General features: G+C 74.8%; 10 protein-coding genes. 3 read left to right on the top strand and 7 right to left on the bottom strand.

What is annotated here, in order from left to right; translation table 11 throughout:
• Both A2U95_RS03305 and A2U95_RS03300 read right to left on the bottom strand, forming a co-directional pair.
• Nucleotides 1–698, bottom strand: a 698-nt coding sequence (locus A2U95_RS03305) for a hypothetical protein (RefSeq protein WP_240957185.1), incomplete at its 3' end; no start/stop codon positions are given.
• A 354-nt stretch (nucleotides 699–1052) separates the two neighbouring features.
• Nucleotides 1053–2276, bottom strand: a complete 1224-nt coding sequence (locus A2U95_RS03300) for a cysteine desulfurase-like protein (protein WP_166020724.1) — start codon at nucleotides 2274–2276, stop codon at nucleotides 1053–1055.
• A 576-nt stretch (nucleotides 2277–2852) separates the two neighbouring features.
• On the opposite strand from A2U95_RS03300, the gene A2U95_RS03295 reads away from it, so the two are divergent.
• Nucleotides 2853–3614, top strand: coding sequence for a thioesterase II family protein (locus A2U95_RS03295; RefSeq protein WP_240957184.1), 762 nt, complete (start codon nucleotides 2853–2855; stop codon nucleotides 3612–3614).
• Nucleotides 3615–3677: 63 nt separating this feature from the next.
• On the top strand, nucleotides 3678–4346 hold the full coding sequence (locus A2U95_RS03290) for a class I SAM-dependent methyltransferase (protein ID WP_166020722.1): 669 nt from the start codon (nucleotides 3678–3680) through the stop codon (nucleotides 4344–4346).
• 117 nt (nucleotides 4347–4463) lie between these two features.
• On the opposite strand, the gene A2U95_RS03285 is transcribed toward A2U95_RS03290, so the two are convergent.
• From A2U95_RS03285 to A2U95_RS03275, 3 genes are all read right to left on the bottom strand, one after another.
• Nucleotides 4464–4682: an EF-hand domain-containing protein gene (locus A2U95_RS03285; protein ID WP_166020721.1), complete on the bottom strand. Its 219-nt coding sequence runs from the start codon at nucleotides 4680–4682 to the stop codon at nucleotides 4464–4466.
• Nucleotides 4683–4719: 37 nt separating this feature from the next.
• On the bottom strand, nucleotides 4720–5445 hold the full coding sequence (locus A2U95_RS03280; protein WP_166020720.1) for a VOC family protein: 726 nt from the start codon (nucleotides 5443–5445) through the stop codon (nucleotides 4720–4722).
• Between the two features lie 108 nt (nucleotides 5446–5553).
• Nucleotides 5554–6171 carry a TOPRIM nucleotidyl transferase/hydrolase domain-containing protein gene (locus tag A2U95_RS03275; protein ID WP_166020719.1) on the bottom strand — a complete coding sequence of 206 codons (618 nt, stop codon included), beginning with the start codon at nucleotides 6169–6171 and terminating at the stop codon, nucleotides 5554–5556.
• A gap of 266 nt (nucleotides 6172–6437) precedes the next feature.
• Between A2U95_RS03275 and A2U95_RS03270 the strand changes: the two genes are divergently transcribed.
• Nucleotides 6438–6992 (top strand): putative immunity protein, encoded by a 555-nt coding sequence (locus A2U95_RS03270; RefSeq protein ID WP_166020718.1) that lies wholly within the window; start codon nucleotides 6438–6440, stop codon nucleotides 6990–6992.
• 50 nt (nucleotides 6993–7042) lie between these two features.
• Here the strand turns inward: A2U95_RS03270 and A2U95_RS03265 are convergent, their stop codons facing one another.
• Together A2U95_RS03265 and eccCa are read right to left on the bottom strand one after the other, a co-directional pair.
• Nucleotides 7043–8482 (bottom strand): DUF6177 family protein, encoded by a 1440-nt coding sequence (locus A2U95_RS03265; RefSeq protein ID WP_166020717.1) that lies wholly within the window; start codon nucleotides 8480–8482, stop codon nucleotides 7043–7045.
• A gap of 7 nt (nucleotides 8483–8489) precedes the next feature.
• The gene (gene eccCa / locus A2U95_RS03260) at nucleotides 8490–12464 is read right to left on the bottom strand and encodes a type VII secretion protein EccCa (RefSeq protein WP_166020716.1); all 3975 of its coding nucleotides are present in this window, start codon (nucleotides 12462–12464) and stop codon (nucleotides 8490–8492) included.
• Nucleotide 12465 lies beyond the last annotated feature (1 nt).

The raw sequence follows: 12465 nt of genomic DNA, 5'->3' as shown, positions 1-12465 counted from the left end.
CCGCCGCAGATCACGTCGTACGGCCGTCCGAGCGCGAACAGCAGCTCCATGGGCTCGGTGGTGCCGGCCGGGCACTCGGACTTCTTCTTCACCAGCCCGAGGACCTTGTGGTCGGCCGCCCCCGCGCCGGAGCAGGCGATCTCCTGCGCCCGGCTGTCGACGCAGTCGCCCTCCACCAGCTGACCGCCGCCCGCACCGGCGTCGCCGGGGTGGTCGTCGGACAGGTTGCGGCCGCAGACCGTCTCGCTGGGAATGCCGCCCGAGTCGCTGCCGCCGTACGTGATCGACACCTCGATGATCAGGTCGGTGCCGGCCGGGCACTGGACGGACTCCGGCATGAAGCTGCCGTCCATGATCTCCAGGGCCTTGAAAGTCGCCCCCGGCGCGTCGCAGTCGAACATCCGGTAGCTGTCCGACCCCTTCTCCGGGTCGGGACCGCCGCAGTCGCCCTTCTTCCACCTGCGCGACTCCTGGTCGCCCGAGGACTGCGACGCGCCCGCCGAGCTCGACGAGGACGAGGACGGGGCCGAGGTGGTGCCGTCGTCCTCCTTGAACACCTGCGAGGCGCCGAATCCCAGCGCGAGCACCACGCCCAGCGCCAGCAGGCCGCCCAGGCGGCCCTTCGCCCGGCGGGGCGCGGTCGCCGGCTGCTGCGGCGGAACCGGTGGTGGTGGCTGCGGGTTGTTCTGCCAGGTCACTGTGTGCCTCCCCTGCACTCTCCTGCAACAGGGGGGAGGACGGCCGGCCGGTACGGGCGGTTCCGGGTTCGCGGTCCGGATCCGGTCAGGTCGTGTGAAGAGCCGTGAGGTCTCGCGTGCGTTTCCGGCGGGTGCGCCGCGTCACACCGGCCCGGCCCCTCCCCGGAGGGCGTGCGGCCGGTCCGCGGGCGGACGCGAAGAAGGGCGCGCGGAGGCGCTGCGGCAGGTGCCGTCCGGTGCGTGGTCCTGAGGGAAGAGGGGCCCCGCCGGCCCGTCGCCGGCGGGACCGGGCACCGCCGGCGGGGCCGGGCTCCGCCGTCCGCCTCGCCCGGTCCGCCGCCCGGGGAGCCGTGCTCAGCGCAGGACCTGCCCGAGCGCGGCCAGCAGCCGGTCGACGTCCTCGTCGTCGTTGTACGGGGCGAGGCCCACCCGCACCCCGCCCCCGTCGCCCAGACCCAGGTGACGGGAGGCCTCCAGGGCGTAGAAGGAGCTCGCGGGGGCGTCCACGCGGTGCTCCGCCAGCCGCAGCGAGACCTCCGCCGCGGGGATCGCGTCGACCGTGAACAGCAGGGTGGAGGTGCGCAGTCCGGCGCGGGAGTGGAGGGTGACGCCGGGGAGCTTCGCCAGCCCCTCCTCGATGCGCCGGCGGAGGCGGTCCTCGTGCTCCTCCGTCGCCTCGAAGGCGGCCACCAGCCGCTCCCGGCGGCCCGGACCGGCGGTCACCGGGGCCAGACCGGCGAGGAAGTCCACGGCGGCCCGCGTGGCGGCCAGCAGCTCGTAAGGCAGCGTGCCCAGCTCGAACCGCTCCGGGACGGCGTCGTTCGACGGGAGCAGCTTGTCGGGGTGCAGCGACTCCAGCAGTTCGGCGCGGCCGGCCAGCACCCCGAGGTGCGGGCCGAGGAACTTGTACGGCGAGCAGACCAGGGTGTCCGCGCCGAGCCCCGGCAGGTCGACGGCGACGTGCGCCGCGTAGTGCACGGCGTCGACGTGCAGCAGCGCGCCGGCCGCGTGCGCCAGGGCGGCGATGGCCGGCACGTCGGGGCGGGCGCCGTTGAGGTTGGAGGCGGCGGTGACCGCGACCAGGCGGGTGCGCGGGGACAGCACCGCCCCGACGTGCTCGGGCCGCAGCTCACCGGTGGCCGGGTCGAAGTCCGCCCAGCGCACGGTCGCGCCCGCGGCCTCCGCGGCCTGGACCCAGGGGCGGATGTTGGAGTCGTGGTCCAGCCGCGTCACGACCACCTCGTCGCCCGGCCCCCATTCCTTGGCGAGGGTACGGGCGAGGTCGTAGACCAGCTGGGTCGCGCTGCGGCCGAACACCACGGTCGAGGCGGGGGTGTTGAGGAAGTCGCCCATGGCGCGGCGCGCTTCGACGACGATCCCGTCCGCGTTGCGCTGCCCCTCGGTGACCCGGCCGCGGTTGGCCAGCGGGCGGGTGAGGGCCTCGGCCATCGCGGCCACCACGGGCGCGGGGGTCTGCGTACCGCCGGGGGCGTCGAACCGGGCCCAGCCGGACGTGAGCAGGGCCGGGAAGTGGGCACGTACGGCGGCGACGTCGAAAGTGGGGGCGTCCGAGGACACGCGGAACCTCCTGGGCGGACGGAAGGCGGAAGAAGGGCGAGGTCAGGCCATGATCGCAGCCCGAGGCGGGATCCGGGAAGGGCGGGAGACGAGCGGTCCGGACGGTCCGCGGCTCCCCAAAGCCGCTTCGCGCCCGGACCCTCGGCCGGAAGGTCGGAGGCCGGTGACCTCCCGGTGGACCCAACTCCCCCCGCACACATGCGAACTGCCCGCGGACCCGCTCCACCGGTTCCGCGTCCGGCGACGGAGTGTCCTCCAGGGGGAACGGCAAACCTGTCCCTCGTGCGCGGCGCCGGGCCGCAGGGACGACAGGCGCTTTCCCTTCGCACCTGTCACAACATGTGGTGCGAAGGAGAACATTCCCCGAATGCGGCAGAAGTCGGGAAAATTCTGTTTCCTCCCCGAACATGCGGGTCGGAGCCGAAGGTTCCGGTGACCTCGACGGGCCGTCCCGCCCGGGGCCGGGAGGCGCCGGGCGGGGCCGGGAGGCGCCGGGCGGGGCCGGTGGGCGGAAGTCCGGGGCGACGGTGCGATGATCAGGCCGGGGAAGCGAAGCCGAGCGGAAGGGACGGGGCAGTGACCGAGCGCCCGAAGAGGACGGCCTGGATACGACGGTTCCACACCGCTGCGCGGGACGCGCCGCACGTGGTGCTCTTCCCGCACAGTGGGGCCGGGGCCACCTGCTTCCACCCGCTGTCCCGCGCGCTGAGCCCGGAGGTCCAGGCGCTGGCCGTCCAGTACCCGGGGCGGCAGGACCGGATCGCGGAGCCCTGCGTCGCGGACGTCGGGGAGCTGGCGGACCGCGTCGCCGAGGAACTGGAGCCCTGGGCCGACCTCCCCCTGGTGCTGTTCGGCCACAGCCTCGGCTCCGCCGTCGCCTTCGAGACCGCCGTGCGGCTGGAGCGGCGCGGGGCGACGGTGCGCGCCCTGTTCGCCTCGGCCCGGCGCGCCCCGTCCCTCCCGCCGGAAGGCTCCTCGCGCGCGCTGGACACCGACGCCGAGCTCCTCGACGCCATGAGGTGGCTGGGCAGCGGCTCCGGCGCGTCCCTCCCGGAGGACCCCGCCTTCCTCGAGCTGGTCCTCCCGGCCGTCCGCAACGACTTCCACGCCGGCAACCACTACCGGGCCCCCGCCGGCCTGCGCCTCACCTGCCCGGTGATCGGCCTCGCGGGCGAGGAGGACCCCGCGGTGGAGGTGGCCGAGGTCGAGCGCTGGTCGGAGCACACCACGGGGGCGTTCCGGCTGCGCACCTTCCCGGGCGGGCACTTCTACCTCGACGACCGCGTCGAGGAGATCCGCGAGGAGATCGCGCTGGCCGCGGCCGGCGCCGCCGGCTGAGGGGAACCGTCCGCCCCGGCCGGCCCGGTCCGCGGTGTCGTTGCCGCGGGCTAACGTCGGGTGATGCGCGCACACCGTATCGACCGCCCGGTCGACCTCGACGTGGTCCGTGATTCCTACGACGCCGTGGCCGACAACTACGTCCACATGGTGCTGACCACGGGGGTCGGCGACATCCGCAGTCACCCCTGGCTGAAGGCGTCGATCGACGCCTTCGCCGACACCGTCGGCGGGCTCGGCCCCGTCCTGGACGTCGGCTGCGGCCCCGGAACGGTGACCGCCTACCTCGCCGAGCGCGGCCTCGACGTCTCCGGCGTGGACCTCTCCCCCCGGATGATCGAGAACGCGCGCCGCCTGCACCCGCGATGCCGCTTCGACGTCGCCTCCGCCACCGAACTCGACCTCGCCGAGGGGTCCCTCGGCGGTGTGCTCGGGTGGTGGTCGCTCTTCAACCTCCCCCGTGACGTCCTGCCCCAGGTCCTCGCCATGTTCGCCCGCGCGCTGAAGCCGGGCGGGCACCTGATCACCGCGACCCACGTCGGGGACGAGGACCTGGTGCGCACGGAGGCCTACGGCGGCGTGCCCGTGCGCTGGACCACGCACAAGTGGCGGCCGGAGCAGCTCGTGGAAATGATCGAGCGGGCCGGACTGTGTCCCGTCGCGGAACTCCGGCTCCCCGCGGAGGAGTTGACCGGGCCAGGTGTGGTCGTCATGGCCAAGCGGCCCGGCTGACCGGCCGCAGGCCACCGGGTCCCGGCCTCCGTGCCGGGCGCGACCCGCGCCCGCCCCCGGAAACGGGACGGCCCGGGCCCCGCGCTCCCCGCGCCGGGCCCGGGCCGTCCCCGCGCGTCAGCCGTTCATCGCGGCCCAGAACTCCTCGAAGGACATCTGCCGGTCGCCGTCGGTGTCGAGCGAGTCGATCAGCTCCCGGGCCTGCTCCTCGGTGATCCCGGAGCCTTCCAGCTCCGACACCACCTGCCGGTACTCCTCGGCCGTGACCTGGCCGTCCCCGTCGACGTCGTAACGCTCGAAGACCTTGCGCGCCGCCGCCTTCACGATGTCCGTCATCGTCTCCACCCCTCTGTGATCCTGACCTGGGGCAAGGCTATCGGGCCGTCCGCACGGTGAATTCGTTGCCGTCGGGGTCGTTCAGCACCACGCGCCCGCCGTCGTCGCGCCCCCCGCCGTCGGGGCGGGTGGCGCCGAGGGAGAGGAGGCGTTCGATCTCCGCCTCGAGGCCGTCGCCGGCACCGACGGCGAGGTCGAAGCGGATCCGGTCCCTGCCGAGCCTCGGCATCAACGGCGGACCACCCCAGGTGATCTTCGTCCCGCCGGCGGGCGACTGGATCGCCGTCTCCTCGTTCTCGTCCCAGACCAGCGGCCAGCCCAGCGCCCGGCTCCAGAAGTACCCGACCGCCTGCGAACCGTCACAGGCGATAGCCCCGACGAACCCGCAGCCGGCCAGGAAGCCGTTGCCGGGCTCGATGACGCAGAACTCGTTGCCGTCCGGGTCGGCGAGCACCACGTGCTCCTCCTGCGGAAGCTGCCCGACGTCGGTGTGCCGGCCGCCGAGCCCCAGGGCCCTCGCCACGGTCTCCTTCTGCTCGTCCAGGGAGGCGCTCGTCAGGTCGAAGTGCAGCCGGTTCTGGCTCGTCTTCGGCTCCCGGGTCCGGACGAACCGGAGCGGGAGTTCGGTCCCGCTCCCCGGCAGGACGGTGACGCCGTCACCCGTGTCCTCGCCGATCGTCCGGCCCAGGAGGCCCGCCCAGAAGAGTGCGAGGGCGGTCGGGTCGAGTGCGTCGAAGGTGAGCGCGTGCAGGTGGGAGGTCATGCCTTTCCCTCTCCGTTCGGCGGTGTCGGTCGAAGTCATGGGGGCGGTCGAAGCCGTGGGGCCGGTCGAAAGTGGCCGGGCCGGGCGGGGACGCGGAGCCGGACGGGGTCACAGGCGGGAGAAGAGGCCCTCGAGCGGGGCGGGAACCTCGCCGGGACGGAGGGCCTCGGCCAGGACGCGGCCGTAACGGATCTTGCGGCCCTTCCTGGTGCCGAGGAACCGCCGCAGCTGCCGCTCACGGGACCTGCCCCGCTGCGCGGGCTGGCTGCGAAAGGTCCGCCAGGCGCGCAGGTCGCCCTCGGCCCGGACCGTCTCCTCGACCCGCTGCGCGCCGAGCGCGCGGATCAGCTCCTCCTCGAGGTCCGCGACGCACACGAAGACGCCGTCGCGCGGCGCGCCCGCCCGCTCCAGGCCGCGGTCGTAGTACGGCCGCTCGCGCTCGTCACACAGGCCCGTCAGGCGCAGGCCGAGCCCCGGGGGGCCGAGGACCCGGGCGAAGCGGCCGGCGTTCATGGCGCCGTCCATCGACAGCACGCACACCCCCTCGGCCGCCAGGTCCCGGCCCCGCAGGGCGGCCAGGGCCTCGACGGTGGCGAGGTCACTGGGTCCCTCCAGCAGCACCGCCGTGCGCAGCCCGAGCGACGCGGCCGCCTCACCCGCCGGCCCGGCGGAGCCGCCGGCCGCCCAGCTGCCGACCGCGTCCCGGAACGTCGTCATCGCCGCCATGCGCGCGAGTCTGCACCAACGACCGTGCCCCGGCACGTGGTTATTCACCGCGCCGGAGCTCCGGCGGGCCCGTCGGGAGCGAACGGCTCCGCGGAAAACCGTCCGACGCGCACCGCGCGGCTCCGGCACGCTCCGCGCCGCGTTCCTCGCAGCGGCCGCCGCGTTCGGCGCGGCCGCCGACGGCGCCCGAAGGCGGCCCTCCAGGGTCTGCGGGATGCCGGGGGAAGCCGTGCGGGGGTGCCGCGAGATGCCCGAGGATGGGATCCATGACCGAGCGAGCGCGGGAGATCGACCTGAGCCGGCCGGACCTCCGTGAGGTGACCGGGTTCGCCGCGACCTGCGCGGAGGCGGTCCTCGGCATCTTCGAGGCCGGCCGGCCGGACGACCCGCGCCCGAGGCGGGCGGTCGACGCCGCCCGGGAGTTCGCCCGGGGCGGCGAGCGCGGCAAGGCGCTGCGCGACGCGGCGTGGGCCGCGCTCAGGGCCGCCCGGGCGGCGCAGGAGGCCGAGGACGCGGAGGGCGCGGCCGCCTCCGAGGCGGCGCGGGCGGCCATGGCCGCGGCGGGCGCCGCCTATCTCCACCCGCTGGCCAAGGCCACCCAGGTCAAGCACATCCTCGGCTCCGCCGCCCACGCGGCCCGCGCGGCCGAACTCCTCGCGGGCGGCGACCGGACCGTCGGCGAGCGGCAGGTGCGGCAGGCCGCGTCCCACGCGACACCGGCGGTCGCCGACGTCCTCCGCCGCTACCCGCAGGCCCCGTCCGGCGGTGGCCGCACCGGGGAACTCCTGCGCCTCCTGGACGCCGTCCTCCGGGCCGGGTGAGCCCTCCCGGCCCGGACCGGCGGGCGCAACCGGCGGGCTCCCGCGGCCGGTTACGCCGTCTCCTCGCCCTTCAGGTGCCGCATCAGCCGCTCGAAGTCCTGCCAGCCCGACAGGTCCGACGGGTCGCCCGGCAGCGGGTAGTACAGCGCGGGACGGGTCTTCGGGCCCAGTTCGCGCGGCGGCTCGGCGAGCGGGGTCCGGCGGGCCCGGTCGCCGGGCATCGCGCGGACCTCCTCGGCCCCCAGGACGAAGGCGAGCGGCGCGCCGGGCCCCTCGAAGTACGCCGGGACGGACAGGTCCCGGCGCGCCCGGCGGAGCTGCACCAGCATCGACTGCAGGCCGTGCCGGGTGGCGAGCGCGTCCGCCGCCGCCTCCACGGCCTCCGTCGGCGGCGTCTCGCCCGGGCCGTACCCGAAGGCCAGTGTCACGTCCTCCTCCACACCCGCCTTGGTCCGGGTGACGCGCACGGTCGCCAGACCCGGGCGCTCCGGGGAGCCGACGACCACCAGCCAGGTCGGCGCGGGCGCCCGCTCGTACGCCACCTCGGTGAGCTGCCGCAGCGACCACGGAAGGTTGGCGGGCTCCTCGGTGCCCCAGCCGGCCGGCGGTTCACCGGTGACCTCCCGCCACACGGCCTCCAGGGCGCCGCCGAGCACCAGGCGGTCGTCGGCGGGATGGACGGTGCGGAACGAGATCGCCAGCTGCCGCTCGCCGGTGTCCCCGTGCGCGGTGGCGCCCTCCCGGAAGCTCGCCGCGACCGGGGTGCGCGGGTCCTCCTCGGTCGCGTCCGGGGGCACGACGGTGGCGAAGAAGCCGTCCCTCCACTGCAGGACGGCCCCGGAGAGACCGTCGTAGTAGCCGTCCCGCTCGTCCTGCACCACCCAACGGGACGGCCAGCCCGGCAGGCCGGCGCGGACCGCGGGGGAGAGGCGGGTGCCGGCCGGAGTGACGATCTGGAGTCCGAGCTCGGACTCCGCCGCCGCCCGGAAGGCGTCCGCCAGCCACGCGGTCATGGCGATCACCGGGCGGTCCTGGATGACGACCGCGACCTTGTCGGTGAGGACGTCCACCGCGGGCCGGGCGGACGCCGGCACCGGCGCCGCGCTCATCCCGTCCGTGTCCACCACCGCCAGCGACCAGGCGGCCCCGGGGGGCCAGGCCGTCCCGCCGACCAGTGTGGCGAGCCGGGCGGCGAAGGTGCCGGCGAGCTGCTCGGCCTCCTTCACGCCGGTCGTGGCGCGGGCCTCGGTCCACCAGTACGGAACCTCCGGCGCACTCGCCCCCAGCAGGCGCTCCGCCTCACCCCTGACCTGCACCAGCAGCGGGGCCTCGACGGAGACCAGCGGACGGCCCTGCGCGTCGCACAGCCGCACCACCGCCCCCTCGCCCTCGACGCCGGCCAGCCGGTCGGGGCCGCCGGCCAGCAGCCCCGCGAGCACGCTCAGAGGGTCGGGCATCTTCTTCGTGAGAGTGACGACGTCCTTCGTCATGCGTGTTTCACCTGTTCCCCGCGTAGACGGTCTGGATCAGCCGGCTGGGACGCCCCCGCTGCACCAGCACGCCGCGCCCGGGCGGCTGCGGGCCGGCGTACACACCGGGGAAGAGCTGGCCCTCGCCGCGGTCGCCGGCCATCACCAGGGCCGAGGCGCCGGACTCGCGCAGGCCCAGCAGCAGCGGCTCGTACAGGCCGCGCGCGGCACCCGCGACCCGTCGGGTGACGACGAAGTGCAGGCCGATGTCGACCGCCGACGGGATGTACGGGACGAACGGGGCCAGGGGCTGCTGCCCCGCGGTGGTGAGCACGTCGTAGTCGTCCACGAGGATCACGATCCGCGGGCCGGAGAAACTGCCCGGCTCCAGGTCCTCGCCGTCCGTGCCCTCGTCGGGCAACCGCTTCTCCAGCTCCGCGGCGATGCCCGCGGCGAGGCCCGCGGCGAGCTTCGAGTTGTAGGCGTAACCGCCCCGGTACTCCTCCGGGACGGCGCCGCGCAGACCGCGCCGGGGATCGAAGACGCCGAAGACGAGCTCGTCCTCCCCGTGGCGCTCGACCAGCCCCTGGACGACCACCTTGAGCAGGTTGGTCTTGCCGCACTCGCTGTCACCCATGACGACCAGGTGCTGGTCGTGCCGGAACAGGTCGAGCAGCACCGGCTCGAGCTGGGACTGGTCGAGGCCGACCGGCACGCGCCGGGGCTCCGCCGCCGCTGTCGGCAGCGCGTTCGGCTCCAGCACGTGGGGCAGCACCCGCACCGGCTGGGCGACCTCGCCGGTCCAGGTGGCCCGGACCTGGCGCGCGGTGCGCTCCAGCACCGCCCCCAGGTCGTCGGTGTCGGCGAGGCCGTCGGTGCGCGGCAGCGCCACCTGGGCGAACAGCTTGCCGTCGGTGAGGACGCGGCCCTTCTCCTCCGGGGAGAGCGTCTGGGCCAGCTTGCGCTCGATGCTCGACTCGCCGGGATCGTTCAGCCGCAGCTCGACCCGGGTGCCGAACTGCGACTGGGTGGCGATGCGCACGTCGTTCCAGCGGAGCATGCCGGCGACCACGTGGATGCCGTAGCCGCTGCCGCGCTTGAGGATGTCGGAGACCGCGTCGTCCAGCTCCTCGAAGTCGTCGCGCAGGGCGCCGAACCCGTCGATCAGCAGCACGATCTCGGTGGACGCCAACTCCGGCACCTGCCCCGCGGCGCGCCGGGTGCGCAGCTGCTCCAGCGAGTCGATCCCGTGGATCCGGAACAGCTCCTCGCGCCGGTCGAGCATGGTGCGCACCGACTCGACGGTGCGGGCGGCGCGTTCGCGGTCGGCGCGGCCGGCGGTCCCGCCGACGTGCGGCAGCCCGGACAGGACCTGCAGGCCGCCGCCGACCAGGTCGAGGCCGTAGACGCCGACCTCCTGCGGGGTGTGCGTGAGGGCCAGCGACAGGGCCAGCGTGCGCAGCAGGGTGGTCTTGCCCGACTGCGGGCCGCCGATGACCGCCGCGTGGCCGCCCGCCAGGGTGAGGTCCAGGTACCACTGGCCCTGCCACTGCTTGGCCGGGTCGTCGAGAAGGCCGAGCGGCACCTGGAGCGGGCCGCGCCGCCCGGCCAGCTGCATGCCCCGCGCTCCCACCGCCACCGGTCCCGCCACCTTGTCCAGCGGGACCGCCGAAGGCAGCGGCGGCAGCCAGATCTGGCGCACCGGGCGGGCGCCCGCCCGCTCCAGCTGGCCGATCATCATGCCCATCTGGGTGGGCCCGGTCTCCCGGCGACGGACCTTCGGCTCCTCGCCCGTGCTCCCCCCGTCCTCGCCGAGGGTGTTGTACGCCCCGTACTCCAGGGCCAGCGGGCCGCTCTCCTCGGTCTCGCGCCGGACCGGGCCGTTGTAGGCGCCCGAGACGTAACCGGCCTTGAACCGCTCGTAGTGGCTGGTGTCGACCTTGAGGTAGCCGAAGCCGGGCAGCGGGGGCAGGTGGAAGGCGTCCGTGGTGTCCAGGACGGTGCGGGACTCGTCGGCGGAGAAGGTGCGCAGACCCAGCCGGTACGACAAGTAGGTGTCCAGGCCCTTGAGCTTGCCGCCCTCGATGCGCTGGCTGGACAGCAGCAGGTGGACGCCGATGGACCGGCCGATCCGGCCGATCGACAGGAACAGGTCGATGAAGTCCGGTTTGGCGGTGAGGAGTTCGCCGAACTCGTCGATCACCACGAACAGGTGCGGCAGCGGGTCGAGGTCGGGACGCCGCTCGGCGCGCAGGGCGGCGTAGTGGCCGATGTCGGCGACGTTGCCCGCGTTCTTGAGCACCTGCTGGCGGCGCTTGACCTCTCCGGCGAGCGAGGCGTGGACGCGCTCGACGAGACCGGCCTGGTTCTCCAGGTTGGTGATGACGCCGGCGACGTGCGGGAGGTCCGCGAAGGGGGCGAAGGTCGCGCCGCCCTTGTAGTCGACGAGGACGAGGGCGAGGTCCTCCGGCGGATGGGTGGCGACCAGGGCGAGCACCAGGGTGCGCAGCAGCTCCGACTTGCCGGAACCGGTCGCGCCGACGCACAGGCCGTGCGGGCCCATGCCGAGTTCGGAGGACTCCTTGAGGTCGAGCAGCACCGGCTCGTGGGTGTCGCCCACGCCGATCGGCACCCGCAGGAAGGCCCTCTCGCCGCGCGGCGCCCACAGCCGGTCCAGGTCGAGGTCGGCGACGTCGTCGATGCCGAGCAGCTCGGCGAAGCCGACGGGCCCGGCGAGCGGCGCGTCGGCCACCGACTCGGCGGACAGCCGCAGCGGGGCCAGCATCCGGGCCAGGCCCTCGGCGAAGGGGACGCCGATGTCGTCGACGGTGCCGTGGGCGGCGATCGGCTCCGGCGCGCGCAGGTCCTCGACCACGACCCGCTCGCCCTCGACGGTGATCCGCAGACTCACACTGCCGGGCTCCTGGATCCGCTCGTCCAGCAGGTGCAGCACGGTGACGCCCATGTCGCGCAGCCCCACCGCGTCGTCGGGGCGCGGCAGGTCGACCGCGTCGTCGCCGTGCCCGTCGACCACCACCAGCAGCCGGGAGGCCATCGACAGGGCCGCCTTGTCGGAGAGCCCGCGGCGCACCTCGGCCGCGTAGGAGGCACGGCGGCGCAGCTCGGGACCGAGACGGCGGGCCAGCTGGAGCAGCGAGGGCTCGATGCGACGGGCGGCGACCGGGCCGTCGAACTGCTCGCCGTCCAGCAGGTGCGGCAGCCACTTGGCCCACTCCCAGTCGGCCATCCGGTCGCCGGGCACCGCCAGCGCCATCGCCACGTCGTCCGGCGCGTGGGTCGCCGCGGCCTGCGCCATCAGCGCCCGCGCCACGCGCAGGGTGTCCTCCCGGCCGCCGACGACACTGACGTCGCCGGCCCGGTCCAGGGGAACGGTGAGGGGCAGCTCGGTGCCGATGCCGAAGCGGGACACCAGCGCGGAGGCCTCGTTCAGCATGAACTCGTCGGGCGGCGTCAGCACGGACGAGTTCGGCTGCCCCACCCGCAGGTCGCGCACCGGCATCTCACCGGTGCCCACCCGGACCCGGAGGAAGTCGGCGTCCGTCCGGCGCCGCTCCCACAGCCGGGCCGGGTCGCGCACGATGTCGTGGAGAGCCTCCGGCGGCGGGTTGAGCACCTGGGCGCTCTCCCGCCGCCGCGTCTCCTCCTGGAACAACTCCTCCCGCAGGTCCTCCAGGTAGGAGAGGTACGCCTCGCGCTGGGTGCGGCGGGTGCGCTGCGCCTTGCCGCGCTGGGAGAGGAGCAGGACCATCGCGCCGACGACGGTGACGACCAGGATGATCGCGCCCAGCGCCGCGAACTGGCTGCTGCGGATGACCGTCATCATCACGACGGACGACATCACACCGGCGACCGGCAGCAGTGAGGTGGCGACCGAACCCGTCCTGCCCTCGGGCAGGTTGGGCGGCGCCTCGATGGTGCGCGGCTCGGGAGGGGCCGGGGGCCGGGTGGTGCGGGCCGGCCGGTGGATCAGTCGGGTGCTCATC

Source organism: Streptomyces chilikensis, assembly GCF_001642695.1.
GTDB classification, from domain to species: domain Bacteria; phylum Actinomycetota; class Actinomycetes; order Streptomycetales; family Streptomycetaceae; genus Streptomyces; species Streptomyces chilikensis.
This window is presented reverse-complemented; position numbering and strand designations above follow the sequence as displayed.